This window comes from Aquincola agrisoli (assembly GCF_036621135.1).
In the GTDB taxonomy this organism is placed as follows: Bacteria; Pseudomonadota; Gammaproteobacteria; order Burkholderiales; family Burkholderiaceae_C; genus Aquincola; species Aquincola agrisoli.
Map to the genome: position 1 here is coordinate 158,575 of NZ_JAZIBG010000048.1, position 21,115 is coordinate 179,689.

At 71.8% G+C, this 21,115-nt stretch carries 14 protein-coding genes; 2 read left to right on the plus strand and 12 right to left on the minus strand.

The genetic code is table 11. The features are described 5' to 3' along the window. Window positions 1-12: 12 nt before the first annotated feature. From V4F39_RS22495 to V4F39_RS22550, 12 genes are all read right to left on the minus strand, one after another. Window positions 13-891: a glycosyltransferase family 2 protein gene (locus tag V4F39_RS22495; protein WP_332292256.1), complete on the minus strand. Its 879-nt coding sequence runs from the start codon at window positions 889-891 to the stop codon at window positions 13-15. Continuing rightward, complete coding sequence (locus tag V4F39_RS22500; RefSeq protein WP_332292258.1) at window positions 888-2,441, minus strand: O-antigen translocase; 1,554 nt, start codon at window positions 2,439-2,441, stop codon at window positions 888-890. Before V4F39_RS22500 ends, V4F39_RS22495 begins: the two co-directional genes overlap by 4 nt. Then, entirely contained in the window at window positions 2,431-3,600 is a 1,170-nt protein-coding gene (locus tag V4F39_RS22505; protein WP_332292260.1) for a DegT/DnrJ/EryC1/StrS family aminotransferase, read from the minus strand. The genes V4F39_RS22500 and V4F39_RS22505 overlap by 11 nt, the downstream gene beginning before the upstream one ends. Beyond that, window positions 3,597-4,574 carry an NAD-dependent epimerase/dehydratase family protein gene (locus tag V4F39_RS22510; RefSeq protein WP_332292261.1) on the minus strand — a complete coding sequence of 326 codons (978 nt, stop codon included), beginning with the start codon at window positions 4,572-4,574 and terminating at the stop codon, window positions 3,597-3,599. The genes V4F39_RS22505 and V4F39_RS22510 overlap by 4 nt, the downstream gene beginning before the upstream one ends. 20 nt (window positions 4,575-4,594) lie before the next feature. Continuing rightward, the gene (locus V4F39_RS22515) at window positions 4,595-5,761 is read right to left on the minus strand and encodes a sugar transferase (RefSeq protein ID WP_332292262.1); all 1,167 of its coding nucleotides are present in this window, start codon (window positions 5,759-5,761) and stop codon (window positions 4,595-4,597) included. 221 nt (window positions 5,762-5,982) lie between these two features. After that, the gene (locus V4F39_RS22520) at window positions 5,983-7,569 is read right to left on the minus strand and encodes a right-handed parallel beta-helix repeat-containing protein (protein ID WP_332292263.1); all 1,587 of its coding nucleotides are present in this window, start codon (window positions 7,567-7,569) and stop codon (window positions 5,983-5,985) included. 273 nt (window positions 7,570-7,842) lie between these two features. Then, a complete protein-coding gene (locus V4F39_RS22525; RefSeq protein WP_332292264.1) occupies window positions 7,843-8,634 on the minus strand; it encodes a Crp/Fnr family transcriptional regulator in 792 nt (263 codons plus the stop codon). A 371-nt stretch (window positions 8,635-9,005) separates the two neighbouring features. Next, on the minus strand, window positions 9,006-9,653 hold the full coding sequence (locus tag V4F39_RS22530; protein ID WP_332292265.1) for a response regulator transcription factor: 648 nt from the start codon (window positions 9,651-9,653) through the stop codon (window positions 9,006-9,008). Window positions 9,654-9,737: 84 nt separating this feature from the next. Further along, window positions 9,738-14,915, minus strand: coding sequence for a N,N-dimethylformamidase beta subunit family domain-containing protein (locus tag V4F39_RS22535; protein WP_332292266.1), 5,178 nt, complete (start codon window positions 14,913-14,915; stop codon window positions 9,738-9,740). Between the two features lie 17 nt (window positions 14,916-14,932). After that, window positions 14,933-16,078, minus strand: a complete 1,146-nt coding sequence (locus V4F39_RS22540; protein ID WP_332292267.1) for a WD40 repeat domain-containing protein — start codon at window positions 16,076-16,078, stop codon at window positions 14,933-14,935. Window positions 16,079-16,199: 121 nt separating this feature from the next. Beyond that, entirely contained in the window at window positions 16,200-17,519 is a 1,320-nt protein-coding gene (locus tag V4F39_RS22545) for a lytic murein transglycosylase (RefSeq protein WP_332292269.1), read from the minus strand. Between the two features lie 41 nt (window positions 17,520-17,560). Then, a complete protein-coding gene (locus V4F39_RS22550) occupies window positions 17,561-17,995 on the minus strand; it encodes a YciI family protein (RefSeq protein WP_332292270.1) in 435 nt (144 codons plus the stop codon). A gap of 488 nt (window positions 17,996-18,483) precedes the next feature. On the opposite strand from V4F39_RS22550, the gene V4F39_RS22555 reads away from it, so the two are divergent. Next, window positions 18,484-19,035 carry a PEP-CTERM sorting domain-containing protein gene (locus tag V4F39_RS22555; protein ID WP_332292271.1) on the plus strand — a complete coding sequence of 184 codons (552 nt, stop codon included), beginning with the start codon at window positions 18,484-18,486 and terminating at the stop codon, window positions 19,033-19,035. Further along, window positions 19,032-21,107: a zinc-binding metallopeptidase family protein gene (locus V4F39_RS22560; RefSeq protein WP_332292273.1), complete on the plus strand. Its 2,076-nt coding sequence runs from the start codon at window positions 19,032-19,034 to the stop codon at window positions 21,105-21,107. Before V4F39_RS22555 ends, V4F39_RS22560 begins: the two co-directional genes overlap by 4 nt. The last annotated feature ends 8 nt before the right edge of the window (window positions 21,108-21,115 follow it).

Sequence of the window (21,115 nt, forward strand, 5' to 3'; positions counted from 1 at the left end):
CGCCGGGCCGCCCTAGCCGTAGATGCTGGAGCGCAGCGTCAGGCGCCGCAGCTGCTGGCCGCGCAGCCAGCGGATCGCGTCCGGATCGGGGGCCGTCGGCACCTGCTTCAGGTAACCCGAGCAATAGCCCGACAGCAGCCCCGCCGCCTGCACCAGCATCGGCCGCCGGAAGGCCCGGCGCACGCACTTGGCCAGCATGAAGGCCGGGTGGTAGCCGGAGACGTAGTTGGCCCGGCCGTTCTTGAAGGCGTCGCGCCAGCGGCCGGCGGCGGCGCCCGTGGGCTTGAGCTGCACGACGGCCAGGTCGGGGAAGGTGCGTGTCGTCCAGCCGCGGAAGTTGGCCTGCACCTCGTCGAAGGTGTCCCAGCCCGGCGCCTCGATCAGCGGGGAGATGCGCGCCCAGCAGGCCCGCCGGTAGATCTTGGTGGCGCCGCGCACATGGAACGGCGGATCGCCCGCCGAATCGACGTACAGCGCGCCGTCCTCCAGCTGGTGCACGGTGCCGCCGCCGATGCCGAGCGTGGCGTCCTGCCGGAAGGCTTCCAGGCAGGCCTCGAAGTAGCCCGGTGCGAAGCTCAGGTCGCCGTCGAGCTTGACCAGGAACTCCCAGGGCGTGTCGGCCAGCAGCGCCAGCCCGGCATGGAAGGCCTGCATCACCCCACCGCCTGCCGCGCGGAAGCCGCGGTCGTGCCGGTGCAGCACCGTGATCCAGGGCAGCGTCGCGCAGCGGTGGTCCAGCAGCGCCGAGGTGCCGTCGGTCGAGCCGTCGTCGACGATGACCCACCGGGCAGGCCGGATCGTCTGCGCCGCCATCGAATCGATGGTCCGGCCGATGTGGCGGACCTCGTCGCGCACCGGCGTGACGACCGCGTACTGCACCGTCTGCTTCATGCGCGGGGCTCCTCGGCGGCCACGCGGCCGGGTGCGGTGAACAGCGCCAGCAGGCGGCGCACGGGCGACGGCAGCACGGCAACGGGCGCCAGGGCCAGCAGCCGGTGCAGCGCCAGCACCGTGCTGGCGGCGGTGAGCGCGGCGCCGAAGGCGGCGGCCCAGGCCGTCGGCAACAGCACGAAGCCGACGAAGCAGGCGCCCGCCATGCCCAGCATCGCGCCGCCGGTGCGCAGGTTGCCGGGCGACCAGCGGAAGCCGCTGAGCCGCCGCACGATCGGGTAGACCACCGCGGCATGCAGCACGTACGAGGCGAAGAAGGCCATACCCGCGCCCGCCAGCCCGAAGTGGTGCAGCCCGAGCCAAGCGGCTGCGACGTGGGCAAGCGCCCAGATGAAGTCGGCCGACAGGAACAGCAGCCGGTGCCCGCGCGCCACGATGATGAAGCCCATCGGCCAGGTGACGACCCGCATCGCCATGCCCAGGCACAGCCAGCGCAGGACCTCGGCCGCGCCGTCGAACCGGTGGCTGTACAGCAGCGTGAGGGCCAGGGGCGCCAACGTCAGCGTCGCCAGCACGCCCGGGCCCGCGAGCAGCAGGCTGACCTGCGCCTGCTCGTTGACGAGCCGGTTGGTGCGTGCATCGTCGTTCGCCGCGGCCACCAGGCGCGGGTAGAAGTCGGACGACATCGCCTGCAGGATGAAGCCCACGTAGACGCCGCCCACCATCCAGGCGCCCTGGTACAGGCCCGCCGCCTCCAGGCCGGACAGCCGCAGCACCAGCGTGCGCACCGCGTAGCCGGCCCCGGTCACGAGCAGCCCGCTGGCCATGAAGGCGATGCCGAGCTTCAGCAGCGCGCCGGCCGCAGGCCACAGCGCCTGCATCTCCACCCGCTGCGCCGGCAGGCCGAGCCGGCGTGCCTGCCAGGCCGCGGCGGCGCAGGTGACGAACGCGGTCGCCACCAGCGAGGGGACGATGCCGGCCTCGCCCCAGGCCGCCACCGAGGCGACGCCCAGCACCGTGCCGCCCACCGCGGTGGCCACCGCCACGCCAGCCAGCGCGCGGATGTGCCGCATGCCCTGCAGCACCGCCGCCTGCCCGTCGGCGACGACGCCGAAGAACACCGCCGCGCCCAGCCACGCGACCTCCGCGGCATGGCCGGCATGGTCGAAGGTGAGCACCGAGATGGGCCGGCTGAACAGCACCAGCGCCGCGCCGCCGGCCAGGCCCAGCAGCCCCGACACGCGGCGCAGCACCGCGGCCGTGCGCGCCGCCTGCGCGGTGTCGCCACTGCCTGCCGCCTCGGCCATGTGGCGCACGCCGCTGCTGCCGATGCCCATCTGCGACAGGCTGCGCGCCAGGTCGCCCACGGCGCCGAACAGCGAGGCCAGGCCCACCCCGGCCGGCCCGAGCAGCATCGCGATGGCCTTGGTGCGCAGCACCGAGGCGACGAGCGCGACGAGGCTGGAGCCGCCCATCAGCGCCGACGACCGCAGGATCTGCCCGTAGCTCGTGCCTTCGGCCCGGCCGGGACTGGCCGCGTCAGGCCGCATCGGCTGCTTTCGGCCGCGCCGCGGCGCGGCAGGCCGCCGCCAGCGCATCGACCACCTGGCGCTGCTCGTCCTGCGTCATCGACGGGTAGAGCGGCAGCAGGATGCAGCCGTCCTGCGCGGCCTCGGAGTGCTTCAGCGCGTGGTGCACCGGCACGTCGGCGCAGGCCGCCTCGCGGTGGCTGCACATGATGCCGCGGCGGCTGGCGATGCCGGCATCGAGCAGGTGCTGCATCACCCCCGCCTGGTCGACGTCCGCCGGCAGGCGCACGCAGTAGCTCTGCCAGTTGCTGCGCAGGTGCGCCGGCTCGGCGGGCGCCCGCACGCCGGGCACCGCCGCCAGCAGCTGCCGGTAGCGCGACGCGATGGCGCGGCGCCGCGCGACGATGCCGGGCAGGCGGCGCAGCTGCTCGCGGCCCACCGCGGCCTGGATGTCGGTGAGCCGGTAGTTGAAGCCCAGCTGGTCGTAGTGCTCGAAGCTGACGCGGTCGCTGGCGTGCCGCACGGTGTCGGGCACGCTCATCGCGTGCTGCCGCAGCAGCCGGTACTGGCGGTCCCAGTCCGCATGGCGGGTGGTGAGCATGCCGCCGTCGCCGGTGGTGACGACCTTGCGCGGATGGAACGAGAAGCACGCCACGTCCCCGTGCGGCCGCCCGATCGGCTGCCATTCGCCCGCCCAGAGCACGGCGCTGCCGATGGCGCAGGCCGCGTCCTCGACCAGCGGCAGGCCGTGGCGGCGCGCGATCTCCACGAGCGCCTGCAGCTCGCACGGCATGCCCATCTGGTGCACGCACAGGATGGCGCGGGTGCGCGGGCCGATGGCCCTCTCGATGCGCCGCGGGTCGATGTTGAAGGTGGCGGGATCGATGTCGACGAAGACCGGCATCGCGCCGCAGTAACGCACCGCATTGGCGGTGGCGATGAACGAATGGCTGACGGTGACCACCTCGTGCCCCGGCAGCACGCCCGCGACGCGCAGCGCCAGATGCAGCGCCGTCGTGCAGTTGGAGACGGCGCAGGCGTGCGGCGCTTGCACCGCCTGCGCGAACTCCTGCTCGAAGGCCGCGACCTCGGGCCCCTGCGTGACCCAGCCGCTCAGGATCGCCCGGCGTGCGGCCGCGGCCTCGGGCTCGCCCATCTCGGGCCGTGTCATCGGGATCATCGCGCCACCGCCACGGCCTGCTGCGCCTGCCACCAGGCGATCAGCCGCGAAAGCCCCTCGGCGAGGCCGACCTCGGCGCTGAAGCCGAGCATGCGCCGCGCCTTGGCGGTATCGGCCAGGCGCCGCGGCACCGCGTTGACGCTGCGCTCCGGGCCGTGCACCGGCAGCAGGTCGCTGTGCATGCCGCGCAGCACCTGGAAGGCGAGCGCCTCGAGGCTGGTCTCGACGCCGGTCGCCACGTTGAAGACCTCGCCGCTCACGTCGCTCGCCAGCGCCAGCACGTTGGACCGCGCGACGTCGTCGATGTAGACGAAGTCCATCGTCTGCTTGCCGTCGCCGAGGATCAGCGGCGGCTGGCCGCCCGCGATGCGCTCCATCCAGCGGATCAGCACCTCGGTGTACTTGCCCTGCGTGTCCATGCGCGGGCCGTAGACGTTGAAGTAGCGCAGCGCCACGTAGGGCAGCCCGTACATCGCGTGGTACGCGCGCAGCAGCCCCTCCAGCATCACCTTGCTCGCGCCGTACCAGGTCTGGTCGTTGTAGGGATGGTGGTCCTCCGCGGTGGGAAAGCGGTCGGCCGCCCCGTAGACCGATGCCGAGGACGCCGCGACGACCTTCTTCACGCCGGAGGCGCGTGCGGCATCGACGACGTTGAAGCTGCCGTTGCACATCACCTCCATCGCCGCCCGCGGGTCGGCGGCGCAGGCCGTGATGCGCAGCGCCGCCATGTGCACGACCGCATCGATGCCGAGCATCGCGTGGCGCACGTCGGCCGGGTTGCGCACGTCGCCGCGTATGAGCTTGACGCGCCGGTCCTTCAGCGCGTGGGCCACGTTGTCGAGGCTGCCGCGCTCCAGGTTGTCGAGGATCACGATGCGTGCGGGCGCGTGCTCGGCCAGCAGCAGGTCGATGGTGGTCGAGCCGATCAGGCCGCAGCCGCCGGTCACCAGGATGTGGGCGTCGTCGATGTGCATGTTGTCGTTGTCTCCCGGAGCTAGCCCGCGCCGTCGCAGCGCAGGACGACCACGATGGTCTTCAGCAGGATCCGCAGGTCCAGCCTCAGCGAACACTGGCGGCTGTAGCGCAGGTCCATGCGGACCATCTCGTCGAAGGGCACGCGGCTGCGCCCGTCGACCTGCCACAGGCCGGTGATGCCGGGCTTCATGTCGAGCACCCGGTGCAGGTGCCAGGCGCTGTAGTGCTCGGCCTCGTAGGGCAGCGGCGGGCGCGGGCCGACCAGGCTCATGTCGCCGCGCAGCACGTTGAAGAGCTGCGGCAGCTCGTCGATGCTGGCCTTTCGGATCAGCCGGCCCACCGGCGTGACGCGCGGATCGCCGCGCAGCTTGTAGACCGGCGCGCCGCCCTCGCCGGCCTGCACCGGCCGGCCCTTGATCAGGCTGGTGACGAACTCGCGGTGGATGCCGGTGTCGCCGTCGGCCACCATCGAGCGGAACTTGTAGAACTCGAAAGGCCGGCCGCCCTGCCCCAGCCGCACCTGCCGGAAGATCACCGGCCCGCGCGAGGTCGCGGCGACGGCGGCCGCGGTGAGCAGCATCAGCGGCGACAGCAGCAGCAGCGCGGCCAGCGCGCCGAGCACGTCGAACATCCGCTTGCCGAGGTATGGCGCGCGCGCCGTGCGGTCCGCCTGCAGCGGCCAGTCGCGCGTGAACGGCGCCTCGGCATGGCCGCCCTTGCCGACCTGGTCGAACACGCAGTGCGGGTAGGACACGGTGGCCGCCGACACCGGCAGCTCGGCCACCTCGTCCAGCGTTTTGTCCAGCAGGCGCAGCGCCCCGGCCTCGCGGGTGTCGGGCAGCAGCACGGCGACCTCGGCGTCGGCGAGCCGGCCCACGACGTCGGTGCGCCGCGCGATGCGCCGCAGGATGTGCAGCAGCCTCGCGGCGCAGGGCTCGCGCTCGCCGCCTTCGGCGTCGATGCGGTAGATCAGCATCGACAGCGGCGCCTGCGTCCGCTCTACCCGCCGCCGCTCGCGCGCCAGCTCCTGGCGGAAGGCATGCTCGTCCAGCACCACGTGGGCCGCGTCGTCGATGCGGTGCGGGGCCGGCTGCGCCGGCGCGGGCGCCGGGCCGATGTCGTCGGCCCGTTTCCCGAGGGCGACCACCGGCCCGTCGCAGGCGGACAGGACCGATGCGGTCTGCACTTGGCGCGTTCGGGCTCCCACGGTCATCGCTCCCCCCTTTGTGGGCGACCGCACCATCACGCCGTTCGATCGCCTGGACCAACTATGTCCAGCGCCGTCGCGGGTCGATTGAGCCACCTCAACGATCGCGAGGCTGGAATGGGGGGTGCACCGCCCCCATGAAAAAGCCCCCGCCGGCCGCGAGGCCGACGGGGGCGTTCAGCGAAGCGCGGGGCGCTTCGTCAGTTGCTGCCGAAGCGGCTGGGGCCGTGGTCGGAGCCGTTGTCGGCCGCCTTGTAGCCCGGCGATGCGGGTTGCAGCTGCCAGCCCGTCCACGCCGTGGGCGCGGTGCCGCCGGTGAACAGCGGCGTCGCGACCAGCGTGTTCGTGCCCTTGGGCGTGGCGCCCGCGCCGAACAGGTTGGAGTCGAAGGTGCAGCCGCTGCAGGCGGCGGTGCCGTTGGAGTCGACCGTCTTGAACGTGGTGCCGATCAGGATGTTGTAGCGCGCGACGGCGTTCTGCGTGGGCGTCGGGTTCTCCACCTTCTTGTCCATGTTGATCGCCACGTTGCGCACGGTGTTGTGCAGGAACTGCCCATTGCTGTGCGAGCCCAGCTGGATGCCGTTGTTGCCGCGCGTGCCGCCGTCGAAGACGTTGTGCGTGATGATCTCGCCGGAGCCGCCATCGGGGAACATCAGGTACGTGTCGCCACGCACGAAGTAGTTGCCGGTGATGGTGGTGCGGCTCTGGCCGTAGCCCTGGATCGCATCGACATGGCGGCCGTAGCTGCCCTGCACGATGCCGTCGAACACGTTGCCGGGGCCGATCACGACGCCGGGCGCGCCCAGCTGGATGCCGTCCGATTCGCCGGCGCCACCGAAGTGGTTGTTGCGGATCGTGACACCCACCGGGTAGCTGCCGCCCTGCACCTGCAGCCGGCCTTCATAGCAGGAGCTGCACACGCTGATGCCGTTGAAGGTGCTGCCCTCGACGACGATGTTGGCGTTGCTGTTGCCGTCCATCCGCAACACCAGCTGGCCGGTGAAGGTGCTGTTGCGGTACGTGATGTTGGCGGGCTTGCCCTGCAGGTACGAGCCCGTCAGCGTCAGGCTGTCCAGCGTGATGCGGTTCGTGGTGCCGCCGACGTCCACGCGCAGGCTGGCGCTGCGGTCGCTGGTGGAACGCACCGTGACGGCAGTCGACTTGGCGATGTTGTCGAGCGAGACGGTGCCGTAGGAGCCGGCGTTCAGGCAGATGGTGGCGCCGGCGGCGGCGGCAGAGACGGCCTGCGCGACGTTGGCACCGGGATTCAGCGTCTGCGTGCAGGGGGCGGCGGCGGACGGCGCCGGCGCCGGCGCGGGGGCGGGCGAAGGGGACGGCGTGGGCGCGGGGGCCGGGGCAGGCGCCGGAGCGGGTGCAGGGGCCGGTGCGGGGGCGCCGGAGCCCGAGGTCGGGCTGGCCGGGATCAGGCACATCTTGTGGATGCCGTAGGCCGGGTCGCCGAAGGTGGCGTTGTCGCAGTTCACGCGGCCCGACAGGCGCTTTTGCACCCAGCGCGTGCCGGCGCCGTAGGCGACGGTGGTGGTGGTGTTGAGGCGGAAGCGGCCGCCTTCGGAGGCCACCTTCACCCAGTTGCCGGCCGGTCCGGCCTGGTTGCTGCCCGCGATGGCCAGCGCGCTCGCGCGGCCCTCTTCGGCCATGGCTTCCGCCGATTCGTCCTCGCTGCCACCACCGCAAGCGGTGACGGCCAGGCAGAGTGCCGACAAAAAGAGCATGGAAGGGCCTTGCGGGCGGCCATTGCGGGCGCCCGCCTGTCTCAAAGTCTTCATCAAGATTCCTCGGTCAAGTTGTCTGATCAAATTGGCGGCGAGGGCTGCGAAGACTTTGTGGTTGTTTTGCGTGGAGTCCGAGGACGCGAGCAGGAGGAAGCCGCCAGCGCCCATTGTGTCGCCGCAGACCCCCTGACCTAGGGATTGACGAAATAAGAAGTAAAAAATGTGATGCGGCCGGCGTGTCTCCCGTGGTTTCTTTACAAGGTTTTCACAAAGCGCAGCGCGGCTGCAACAGCCGCCGCGCTGCGAGGCCGTGAACGGCGCCTCGGTTCATGAACGGGCGTGTGCCCGGGGCTCGAGCAGGCCGCGCGTGCTGCGCGAGCAGGCGCGGATGCCCTCCAGGTCCAGGATCTCGATGTTGCGGTTGTCGACGCGCAGGTAGCCCCACTCCGCCAGGATCCCGAACGACCGGCTGACCGTCTCGTGCGCCACGCCGAGCGCGCTGGCGATGTCGCGGCGGCTCATGCGCAGCAGCAGGTGGCGGGGCGACTCGCCCAACTCCACCATCCGGCTCGAGCGCTGCACGAGGAAGCGCGCCAGGCGCACCTCGGCCGAGACCGCCGCCATCACCTCCGCCACCTCGGCCGCCGCCGCGAGCTGGCGGCTGAGCGCGCCCTGCAGCGCACGGTCGAAGGTGGGCAGCTCGTCGGTCAGCCGCTGCAGGCTGTTGAGCGGCAGCGCGAACACGCTGGAGTCCTCCAGCGCCACCGCGGCGGTGGGGTGGCGGTGCGACCACAGGCCGTCGCCGCCCAGCACGTCGCCGCGCGAGCAGAAGCCCAGCACCTGCTCGTAGCCGTCTTCGGCGGTCTTCAACAGCTTGAACGTGCCCACCTGCACGACGTAGAGGCTCTCGACGCTGTCGCCCTCGTTGAAGAGGGCTGCGAGGCCCTTGACGCGCCGGCGCGGTATGCCCAGGCGCCACAGCACCTGCGCGGTTGCGGACGCGGTGTCGGCGTCCAGGATCTGTATCAACTCGCGGGCCCCGTCCGAGGGCCTCAGGGCCAGCGACCCCGGATGCTGCTGCGCCCGCGGCGGCGCCACCGTACTGCTTGATGCATTCACCCCATACCTCCCAGCTCCGTCAGCTTGTAACCAAGCTTGGTGGAAGGACGTCACGCTCGCAATCGGCTGCCTGGAAGGGGTGGGTCGAGTTATTCCGATGAGGGATAGGCGCCGGCCGAGGGGCCTATCGGTGGATTCTTAGGAAGATGCGGCCGATTTTGCAGAATGCCGCCATCTCCAGCAAATTCTCGCGCGCCGCGGTCCAGGTATAGCGATTCCGGCCCGTCGGCAAGGTTCGCGGCCTGCGCCGAGAATGACCCCCAAAATGGGGGGTTAGGGGGAGCCCATCCCAAGGATGAATAGTCGGCATTTTCCGACAGCCGCGCCGGGCTGCCGTTGGTGAGTACTGCCTAATAAGAGCCGGCGGCGGCTCAGGCGGCTTCGTCGCCGAACAGCCGGGTTTTCATCGCGTATTTCACCAACTCGGCCGGGCTGCCCATGCCCATTTTCGACAGCACGTGGGTCTTGTGGGTGCTGACGGTTTTTACCGACAAGCCCATGGCCTGCGCGATGTCGGTGACACGCTGGCCGGTGACGAGGCGGCGGAACACCTGGAATTCCCGCTCGCTGAGCAGCGCGTGCGGGGCCGCCGCCCCGTGTTTGACGAGGCCGCGGGCCAGGCGGCCGACGAAGGTCGGCGTGACGTAGGTGCCGCCGGCGGCAAGCATGTGCACCGCCGCGATCAGGTCGTCCGGCATCGCGTCCTTGGTGAGGTAGCCGCTGGCGCCAGCTCGGAACGCGCGCACGGCGTAGTGCTCCTCGTCGTGCATCGTCAGGACGAGCACCGAAACCCCCTGTCCGCTGATGCGGCGGATGAGTTCGATGCTGTCCATGCCGGGCAGGCCGAGATCGACGATCGCCACGTCGAAGGGACGGCGGCGGAGACTCTCCAGGGCCTCTTCGCCGTCCGCCGCCTCTGCCTCGACCTGCAACTGCCCGGATTGGGACAGGATGTGCCGGATGCCTTCGCGTACCAGGCGGTGGTCGTCCACCAGCAGGATGGAAACGGGTTGAGCCATGTTTTTTGATCGTTCCAAACCCACCTCGCGGCTATTTTTGCAAGCGGTTGTAGAAAATGGCGAGAAATTCATCGGCCCGCGGGTTTACCTGGTCCGAAAACTCCAGGTCGCGGTGGATTGCAGGGCGTTGCCGGCGGCGTCCTTGACCCTCGGGTCCGTGCTGCCGCCGCGCACGCGGGCCGTGTATCGGGCCTGCGCCGCCAGCGTGGACGCCGGATTCAGCGTGGCCGTGCGCGTCGACGCGTTGTAGGTCACCGTGGCGGACACCTTGGCGCCCGACGGGTTGAACAGCTCGATGGTCGTGGCGGTGATGGTGGACGCGGTCATCGCCTCGCTGAAGGTCACCGTGACGTTCGTGGTGCGGCTGACGTTTGTCGCGTTGACGCCGGGCGACACCGCGGTGATCGTCGGCGGGGTGACGTCGGCCGCCTGCACCGACACGGTGACCCCGGCGCCGGGCACCTGCACGTTGCCGCTGTCGTCGACGGCACGGCTGCGCAGGGTCGCGCTGCCGGTCGCGGTGGGGGTCCAGCTGTAGGTCCACGTGCTGCGTCCGCTCGCCAGCCGCCAGGTGGTCCCGCCGTCGACCGAGACCTCGACGGCAGCCACCACGCCGCCGGCATCGGTCGCGGTGCCGGTGATCGTCACGGCCGTGCCCGGCCGCAGCACCGCGCTCTGCGCGGGCGAGGTGATGGTGCTCGCCGGCGCGGTGGCGTCGGTGCTCGGCGACGCAAAGATCAGGTCGGGCCTCAGCGTCGCGGGCTGCACGCCCATGTCGGCCAGCAGGTTCACGGTCGCCTGCTGCATGCGGACGTCGACCGCCGGGCCGGCGCGGTCGTGCACCGCGTCCAGCCCCCACGACCACTGCACCGTGCCCGCGCCGAACACCCGGGCGCCGCTGGCGTGCCGGTACAGCGTGAGCCCGTGCACCGCGGTGCCCGACGCATAGGTGGAGCCGTGGTCCTGCAGCACCGGCGCATTGGCGACGCTGGTCCGCGACAGCGTGAACAGGCCCGGCGGGCGCACGGCGTTGTCCGCCACGACGTCCCACTCGTAGCCGAGCGTCGACGCGGCCAGCGTGGCGCTGGCATTGGCAGCCAGCGTGGCGACGCTGGTGTTGCGCCAGAAGCGCATCTTGCCCTCGGCCGACGGCACCACGATGGCGGTGGTCGCGCCCGCGTTGACCATGAACAGCGTGCCGGTCACCGCGTTCTCCGGCCGCCCCCCGTCGGCGGGCGGACTGAAGCGCGGGTCGCGCCACGTGCCCGTCCATTGCGGGGACGGATCGATCTTGGCGTTGGCGTGCGTTTCCTTGTACGACACCAGCGTGCGGTAGGCGGCGGCCGTGGCATCGATGCCCGGCTCCCACCGCGCCTTCCAGAACATCTCGTTGCCGCTGAAGAACGCGAGGTGCACCCCCGCGTTGCGCGCAGCCTCCACGCTGGCCCGCTGCCCCGCCGTCCAGTACTCGTCGTGCCCCACCGAGAGGAACACCTTGCGCTGCAGCAGCATGGCGCCCGCGCGGTCGGTGTCGGCGCCGGCGATGTAGCCGACGTCGTAGCCGTTGGACTCGAGCCAGCGCACCATCGGGTACTCGGCGTTGAAGAGCCAGTCCTGCCCGCCGTCGACGCCGCGGGTCGCGAACGGCCGGTTGTAGCTGACCTTGTACGCACGTGCCGGGTTGGTGCCGGGCCCGCCCTGGTACAGGCTGCGGCCGCCGTAGTTGTTGTAGGCCTGCCACGTGGTGTCGGAGGTCTGGAACAGGATGGGCGCGGTGCTGGCGTCGTCGCGCACGACGAACACCATGTGGCTCGCGCCGCCGGTGTCGGCACGGCGCAGCCGGGCCAGGTAGATGCCCGAGGTCGCGGTCATCGGCACGGCCCAGCCGCCGGACACGGCCCAGTTGCCGCAGTCGATCAGGCCGGTGGCCGCCTGGTTGAGGCACGCCGGCTGCTGCTGGGGCAGCGCGGCGGTCGGCAGCACGGTGTCGACCTTGCGCGCGCCCTGGCCGCCGTAGTAGCCGATGCGGTAGATGTCGATGCGGTAGTCCGCCGCGGTGGTGTCGACCTTGAAGACGACGGTGTCGCCGCGGTTGACGCTCATCTGCGTCGCAAAGCCCTGGATGCTCGGGTCGCCGATGCCCGCGACGTCCCATTCCGCGGGCGGGCTGCCGGGCAGGCAGTTCTCGCCCACGATCGGATTGGCCGGCGCCGCGCACTCGGGTGAACCCGCGGTGGCGAACGACCACGTCGATGCGCTGGCCAATGCGTTGCCCGCGACGTCGCGCACGCCGCCCGGGCCGCCCTTGACCGTGGCGCTGTACGAGGCCGCGGGCACCAGGGGGTTGGCAGGCACCAGGGTGGCGGTGCGGCTCGCGGCGGCGTAACCGACCGACGCCGGGACCAGCGCATTGGCCGCGTCGCGCAGCTCGACGGTCGCGGCGGTGATCGACGCGGCGTCCATCGCTTCGCTGAAGACGGCGCTCACCGTGGCGTTCGTCGCCACGCCGGTCGCGCCGGCGGCGGGCGACGTGGAGGTGACGGTCGGCGGCACGGTATCGGCGGGCGCCGTCACGAACACCGCGTCGACCCAGTAGTTGGTCGACTGGTAGGTGGCGTTGGGGAAGGTCGGGCTGCCGCTGTAGGCGTACAGACCGTTGCCGCCGGCGACGCCGTCGCGCAGCAGGTGCATCGGCGGCGTGTCGACGCCCGTGGTGGCGAAGAAGCCGCTGGTGGCGGCATAGCCGCCATTGGGCGCGTGGTACGACGCGATGTAGACGGTGTTCGCCGCAATGGCGACCGGCGAGGCGAAGTCCACCTGCTGCCAGCCGGTGGCGGTCTCGGTGCCGAAGGTCGCGCGCGCCAGCAGCTGCCCGCCGCTGGTCCACAGGCTGCCGACGTGCGTGCCGGTGTTGCCGCTGCCCTTGTAGAAGCGGATGCCGGTGATGAAGCCCGCCAGGTCGGTGCGGAACCGCACGCCCAGCTCCACCGCGCCCGGATCGGGGAAGGAGGGCACGGCCGGCTGCGCGCCGGGCGGCCAGGCCTGGCACGGGCAGGTGGGCGCCGCGGGCGCATCGCCGGTGGTGAACGACCAGCTGGCCGGCATCACCGGCTGCCCGGCCGGGTCGCGCACCGCGAAGGTCGCGTCGCCGCGTACCGCGGCGGTGTGGACCTCGTTGCCGCCCAGCGGCGCGGCCGGCACCAGCGTGGCGGTGCGCGTGGCCGCGTCGTACGACACCGTGGCGGCCACCCGCACGCCGGCGGCGTTGCGCAGCTCGACCGTGTCGGTGTTCACCGTCGCCGGGTCCATCGCCTCGCTGAAGGTGGCGGTCACCGTGGCCGCCACGGCCACGCCGGTGGCCCCCGAGGCCGGCGTCGCGCCGGTGACGGTGGCGCGCTCAGTGTCCGCGCCGTAGGTGGCGGCATAGGTGCCGCCGTCGGCGGCGAAGGCGGCGTACTCGACGCCCTTGACCGTGCGCAGGCTCCAGGCCACCGGCGTGCCGTTGCGCTGCAGCGCCGACAGCACCGACGTCCCCCAGCGCAGCGGCAGCATCGACTGCAGCCCGTTGGTGTTGAGGCCCGGCGCCACCGAGAACTGCAGCGTGCCACCGGTCCAGTCGCCAAGGCCGAAGGCCGCGGCGTTGCGTCCGTCCAGCCAGGCCAGCAGCTGCTCGGCCGAGATGATGGGCACGCCGCGGGCACGTGCCGACGCGACCACGGCGTCCGACACCTCGGAGGCGGCCAGGTCCGTGTGGGCATTGACGACGTAGGCGCCGTAGAAGCCATCGGCCCCGAGCGCGCCGTCGAGCAGCGTGTCGACCGTCATCGGGTAGCTCTGGTCCGACTCGTCCGTCATCTGCGTGGCGGCGAGGAAGACGTCGATCAGCCCGCCCGCCGGGTCGGCGAAGCGCATCGGCATCGCGGAGCCGTTGAAGAAGCCGGGGGTGTTGGCGACCCAGCCGGGCGGCCAGAAGTAGTACGAGGTGTCGAGCCGCATCCCGTTGGCGAGCTGCACCAGCGCCCCGCTGGTCCAGTCGCTCCAGACGATGCAGTGGTGCCGCTGCGTGCGCGGCGCGGGCACGCTGGCGAAGCGCGCGCGCCAGCTGGCGAGCTGGTCGGCATAGGTCTGCGCCAGAGAGGCCTGCGTGTAGTCGAAGCAGCTGGTGCTGACGTGCAGGCCGACCTCGAAGCCCTCGGCCGCGTAGGCCGTGGCCTGCGCATCGCTGATCGGCGTCGACGGATAGACGTAGGAGGTCGCCCGGATGCACTGCCAGTCGGCCACCGAGCAGCCGGGCGGGCTCAGCGCACGGTACTGCTCGAAACGGCCCACCGTGCCGGCGTTGCCGTGGTCGTCGCCCGTCATCACGACGACGGCCTTGTGGCCGTGCGGCCAGTACCAGAAGCGCGGCAGCGGCCGGCGGTTCTGGTTCATCTGCAGGATCAGGTTGGCGAGCAGGCGCTGCTGCTCGTCGGCCTGCGGGATGCGCACGCGGTTGCGGTCGACCCAGTCGGGCTGCGGATCGCCGGCCGCGGCGCCGTAGAACTTGTCGTCGGAGCGGATGGGCGCGAAGCCGTCGCGCTCCTGCGCCGCCCAGGCGGGGTTGCCCTGGCGCGTCTGCACGACCGAGGTGGCCAGGTCGTAGGCGAAGGCCGCCGCCTTGCCGGCCCCCGCTGCGCGCAGCGTCAGCGCCGGGTGCCCGGCCGGCGTGGTCGCGTCGAGGTACAGCGCGGCGAGCGGCGTGGCGCCGTCGAGCAGGTAGCGCGTGGCGCCGCCGTGGAACTGCAGCGTCTGCTTCACCAGGCCGTTGCCCGGCGAGCGTGTGGTGTCGATGGCCACGAAGCCGTTGGCCAGCGCCGGCTGGCCGGACGAGGCCAGGCCCAGCAGGGGCGACAGCGCCGCATCGGGCGCCAGCGCGATCAGGTTGCCGCCCGCCTGCACCCAAGCCGTCAGGTCGTCGACCCGCGCGGCCGGCAGCGCCATCTTGGCCAGCACCACCACCTCGTAGGACGCCAGCAGCGCCGCATCGACGTTGGCGATGTCGGCCACGGCGAACAGGTTGAGGCCTTCGTTGCGCAGGATCTCGGCCAGGTAGGGGCCGTTGTTGGCCGTGCCCGAGGTGATGACCAGGATGGGCCCGCCGGGGCCTTCGGCCGGCAGCGCGAGCGCCGGCGGCGCCAGCATCGCGGCCAGCCAGAGCCACAGCCCCGTCGCCAGCCGGCGCAGAAGGCGGGCGCGCGCAAGGATCCCGGCGGTGCGTGCCATGCAGCGTTCTCCTGAGGCTACGGGGTGCGGCCCGTGGCGGTGTCGATCGTCACCAGCCGGTTGCTCTGCCCACCGGCGAAGAGCGTGGAGGTGTTGCCCGGCGAGAAGGCCACGGCGTTGACGGGGGTGCCATCGCCGGCCAGCCGGACCGTCACCTGGCGCCGGGCGGCATCCCAGACGAGCACCACGCCGTTCTCGCCCGCGGCGGCGACGGCCGTGCCGGCCGCGTTGAACGCCACGCTGCGCACGGGCGAGGCCATGTCGCCCATCGCGCCCACCTGGCGCGCGGCAGCGACGTCCCACAGCAACACCCGGCCGTCCTCCGAGCCGCTGGCGATCGAGCGCCCGTCGGGGCTGAACGCCAGCGCGTTGACCTCGCCGGCATGGCCGCGCAGCGTCGCCACCGGCTTGCCGGTGGCCGTCTCCCAGAGCCGGATGTGCGCTTGCGCATCGCCGCTCGCCAGCAGGCGCCCGTCGGCGCTGAACGCCAGCGCGTTGACGAAGCCGGCATGGCCGCGAAGGATGCGCTGCAGCGTGCCCTTGCCGTCCCACAGCAGCACGCGTGTCTCCTCGCCGGCGGTGGCGATGGCCGTGCCGTCCGCGGTGGCCGCCACGGCGCGCAGCGGGTGCTCGTGGCCGCGCAGCGTCGCCAGGTTCGCCCCGCTGCTGACCGACCAGAGCTGCGCCACGCTGTCGGTGCCGGCGCTGACCAGCACCTCGCCCCGGGCCGTGAAGAAGAGGCCGTTGACCACGGCCTTTCCCTGCCCCACCAGCGAGCGGCGCAGGGCCGCGGTGCCGGGGTCGACCAGGCGGATGGAGCCGTCGCTGCCGGCCGTGGCCAGCGTGCGGCCGTCGGGCGACACCGCCAGCGCCACCAGGCCCTTCCAGGCCCGTGCACGAGGGCGGCGCTCGGCCGGAGCAGCCACCGCGGCCGGTTCGGCCGGCAGGGGCGCGGCGGCCGGTGCCGCCGCGGCATTGGCCGCCGCGCCGCCGGTCTCGGCCAGCGCCACCGCGGTGCCGCCCGTGCCGGCGCTGCCGCGCGCGGGCGCAGCGGGCGAGCCGCCTGCTTCATCGCCGCCACCGCAACCAGCCAGCCACCACACCAAGGCGCCCGCCAGCGACAGGGCCGTCGCGGTACGCCGGCAACTCGTCAAGGAGGACATGGGACATACACCCCGCGCAGCCAGCCATCGGCTCGATGGCATCGATGCTAGGCAGCGTGCGGCCCGTGTTGTTGAGCTAACTCAACGGCCGGACCGGCGGCCTCCCGGCGCCCCCGGGGGCCTACTTCGGGCCCTGCCGCAGGCGCTCGAGCAGCGCCGGGTCGGGGTAGCCGTCGGGCGGCAGGCCGACGCTGCGCTGGTATCGGCGCAGCGCCGAGCGGGTGGCCGGCCCCATCAGGCCGTCGGGCGTGCCGGCATCGAAGCCCTGCTGGTTCAGCGCCGCCTGTAGGGCAAGCACCTGGTTGCGCGAGAGCGCCGGCAGGTCGCGCGGCCACGGCGCCTGCACGCCCGGGCCGCCGTCCAGCTGCTGCGCCAGCAGGCCGACCGCGAGCGCGTAGCTCGTCGAGCTGTTGTAGCGCAGCACCGCGCGGAAGTTGGGACCGACGAGGAAGGCGGGCCCGCGCACGCCGGCCGGCAGCAGGATCGAGGCGTCGGGCAAGGCCGGCAGCGGCGTGCCGTCCATCGCGGCCACGCCCTGCGCGGCCCACGCCTGGGCCGGCTGCCGCACGGCGGTATCGGCCTGGCTGGCGTCGAAGCCCTGCGGCAGCCGGACCTCCACGCCCCAGGGCTGGCCGGCCTGCCATCCCGCATGCGCCAGGAAGCTGGCGGTGGACGCCACGACGTCGGCCATGCTGCCCCAGATGTCGCGCCGGCCGTCGCCGTCGGCATCGACGGCATGGGCGAGGAAGTTCGACGGCAGGAACTGCGTCTGCCCCATGGCCCCGGCCCAGGAACCCACCATGTGCGAGCGGTCGATGTCGCCGTTCTGGAGGATCCGGAGCGCCGCGAGCAGCTGGTCGCGCGCCCAGGCCTCGCGGCGGCCCTCGAAGCCCAGCGTCGCCAGCGCATCGACGGTCGGGATGCTGCCGTAGTTGCCGCCGTAGTTGCTCTCCATGCCCCAGATCGCCACGACGATGGCGGGCGGCACGCCGTAGCGCGCCGCCGCGGCATCGGTCTCGTGGCGCAGCTGCAGCAGCTTGTCCTGGCCCTGCGCGATGCGGCCCGCGCTCACCGCGCCGTCGAGGTAGTCCCACACCGTGCGGGTGAACTCGGGCTGCGCCCGGTCCAGCTCGACGACCCGCGGCAGGTACCGGACCTCGCCCAGCGCATCGCGCAGCGTGGGCTCGCCGATGCCCGCCGCCCGGGCCGTGGCCTTGAAGCGATCGACCCAGCGCCGGAAATCCCTTTGCAATGCCGCATCGTCTGCGGCGGGTGCCGGCCCGGAGGCGGCGGTGGCGGCGGTGGTGGGGGCAGCAGGCGGCGCGGTGGCAGGCCCGGGAGCGGCAGCCGGTGCGGCGGCGCAGCCCGCCAGCACCGCGGCCGCCCAGGCCATCGAGGCCGCGAGCGCTCGGCGCCGCGGCAGGTCGGAGAACTTGTGCATCCGGCGATTTTCGCCGCCCCCCGCCGTCCCGCCGCTCCGGCTCACCCGGCGGCCGACTGCCCGGCGATCTGCGCGCGCAACCGCTCCTCCTGCTCGCGCAGCTCCGGCGTGAAGGCCTCGCCAAAATCCTCGGCCTCGAAGACCTGGCGGATCTCGATCTCCGAGTCGCCCGGCATCGGGTTCGGGCAGCGCTTGACCCACTCGATCGCCTCCTGCAACGACGCGCACTGCCAGATCCAGAAGCCGGCGATCAGCTCCTTGGTCTCGGCGAACGGCCCGTCCATCACCGTGCGCGTGCGGCCCGAGAAGCGCACGCGCGCGCCCTTCGCGCTGGGGTGCAGGCCCTCGCCCGCCTGCATCACGCCGGCCTTCACCAGCTCCTCGTTGAAGCGGCCCATGTCGGCCAGCAATTGCTCGCTGGGCATGACGCCCGCCTCGCTGTCGGCAGTCGCCTTGATCATCACCACGAATCGCATGTCGGTCTCCTGGAGTGGGGTGGCGTAACGATATTGCTACATCTTTACGACGATCGAGGCTGCCGGCTTTCGACACTGGCTTAGGTACCGCGAACGGAAATCCATCCGCCGCCCTCCGGACACCGTCGCTTTTCCGTACCGCGCGCCCTTGCCGACCGATGGCCGCATCGGTGGACGACCGAGGGAAACGCCGGCCGTCGGCGCCGCCGCGCCACCGTCATCGCCATTGGCACAGATCGTGCGGAATTACCGCGTCGATTCGCATCCGCGCGATGTCCGAATTGACACGGGCGATGGCAATGGCCAATGCGCCTGAATGTGACGACTTGTAATTCGACCCCTCGATTCGTGCAATGCGAATCGTGCAGTTGCAGGAGGCCAGACGCACGACCAACGAATTGCAGCAACCCGGCGCGAGCCCGCCGAACAGGCTCCCTCTTCCAAAGACAAAAGACATTCGCAATGGAATGTAACCAGGAGATTCTCAATTGAAGAGTTCATTGATCGCAGCTGCCGCAGCAGCGCTGACGCTCACCGCTTCGCTCGCGCAGGCGACGGTCATCAACAGCGCCTACACGCCGCTCGGCAACGATGCATGGCTGGTTGACTTCACCATCTTGAACGACGGTACGCCCGCCAGCTTCGCGGGCTTCACCATCGACCTGCCGAACGCGACCAACCTGGTGCTCGTCGCGTCGCCCTCCACTTGGGACAGCATGGTGTTCCAGCCGGATGCCGGCCTCGCCGACGACGGCTTCTTCGACAGCTTCGTCCTCGACGCCGCGAACTCGCTGGCTGCAGGCCAATCGCTCGGCGGCTTCAAGGTCTCGTTCACCTACACCGCAGGCGCCACGCCCGGCGCCCTGCCGTTCATCATCAACAGCGAGAACTTCACGCCGCTGTTCGCGGGCACCACGACGGTGACGGCCGTCCCCGAGCCCGCCACCGCGCTGATGGCCGCATTCGGCCTGGGCCTGCTGGGCCTGCGCGCCGCACGGACCCGCACCGCTGACCGCAAGACCACCGAGGTGACCGCATGAAGGCCCGCTCATCACTTTCCCTGACCCTGATCGCCGCGGCGAGCCTCACCGCGTGCGGCGGCGGCGGCGACGGCTCGACCACCGCGGCCGGCTCGAGCGCCGGCGGCACGGCCACGGCCCTGGCGGCCGTCGGGGCCGAAGGGGCCTCGGTCAACGTCGATGGCCGCGAGATCTCGCTGGTCAAGGTCAGCGAGACCCGCGTCAGCCGCACGGTGTTCGACTATGTCTACAACATCGTCGTCAAGAACAACGGCACGGCGCTGACCAACGGCGTCGCCGAGCTGACGGGCGCCGGTGCCGGCACGACGGTGCTGCGCGGCCTGGTGCCGCTGGGCGCCGTCGACGCCAACGCCACGGCCACGCCGTTCGGCACGATCACGATCCGCCACGACCGGTCGCTGCCCTTCAACGTCAGCGCGATGGCCTGGTCGGTCACCAACTCGGCCGCGCCGGCCTACCGCGCGACCATCCCCACCGAGGTGGCCGCCGCGGCCGCCAAGATCTCGGCCGACCCGCAGATCAAGGCCCTGCTCGACGACCAGAGCACGCCGGCCGCCGCAAAGTCGCGCTGGAACCAGTTCCTGGAGCTGGTGCGCATCCCCTCCCCGTCGCGCGAGGAGTACCGCTCGGCCGCGGAGATCCACCGCCGGCTCGTCAACGAGTGGGGCTTCTCGCCCTCCGAGGTGATGACCCGCGCGGACGGCCACGTGGAGGGCACCGACGTCAACATCGTCGATGGCCAGCCGGTCTACAACGCCTGCGTGATGATCAAGGGCTCCTACTCGAGCCGGCCGGACGCGCAGCACTACAAGGGCCAATACCCGAAGGTGCTGATGGAAGGCCACATCGACGTGGTGAACCCGGAGACCCAGCCGCCCGCCAGCGACCCCTGGAACCACATTAAGCTTCAGCCCTACTCGCAGGCCGTCGTCGAGACGCCCGCGCAGCTGGCGGCCATCCCGACCGAGCTGTCCTTCGATTCGAGCAACCGCATCATCGAGAACTCGGAGTACATCCTGGCGAGCCAGTGGTTCACGAACACCACGGCCGCGCAGAACGGCGGGGGCGTGCGCATCTACGTGCCTGGCTACGGCGACATGATGTCCAGCACGTCGAACGGCTTCGCACTCGCGGCCGCGATGAAGAAGCACAACATCAAGCCCGTCTACGACATCTGGATCTGCGGCACGGCGGGCGAGGAAGGCAAGGGCAACCTCGCCGGCATGAAGCAGCTGTACGGCTTCGACCAGGCGCTCGGCACGGGCTCCAACCCGCTCAACTTCGTCGCGAACTTCGGCCTTGAGGGCGGCGGCATCATCAACTTCCTCGGCAGCTACCGCTTCGAGATGCGGTTCACGACCCCGGCTTCCCCGGGCCCGAACCGCCCGAGCGCCGCGGAGGCGATGGCCTCGGCAATCGCGAAGATCGCCGACGTCAAGACGCCCCACGAGCTGCGCCCCGGCGCGCCGCGCACCACCTACACCGTGGGCCGCGCGAGCTGCCAGCCGGTGCCGGAGGGCGGCACGGAGCCGCCGAGCTGCTCGCTCGAAGTCGACATGCGGTCGCCGCAGGTCGCGACGCTGAACGAGATCCGCGCCGTCATCGAGCCGATGTTCCAGGCCGGGGTGTCCGCCGAGAACGCGCGCTACGGCCGCACCGACGGCAGCGCCGAGGCGGTGGGCCTGCAGCTCGACTGGTACGGCCTGCGCCCGGCCTACGTCGCACAGAGCGTGGACAACCCGGCCGTCCATGCCGGCCTGCAGTCGGGCATCGCCACGGGCGCCTCGACGACGATCACGGTGGGCACGGGCTCGTCCAGCCTCAACGACAACGTGCCGGCCAACACCGGCGTGCCGACCTGGCAGTTCGGCCTCGGCTCCTCGGCGGGCGGCGGCGGCGGCCATGCCTTCTGGGAATGGGGCACCCGCGGCAACCCGGCCACCGAGGTGTCGCGCATGCATCGCGCCCTCACCGGCATCCTGACCGTCTCCGGCTTCCATGCCGCCGACGGCACCATCGTTCCGCCGTCGGCAGGCCCGATCGGCCGCCGCACGCGTGAAGTCGTGCGTTGAGAAAAGGA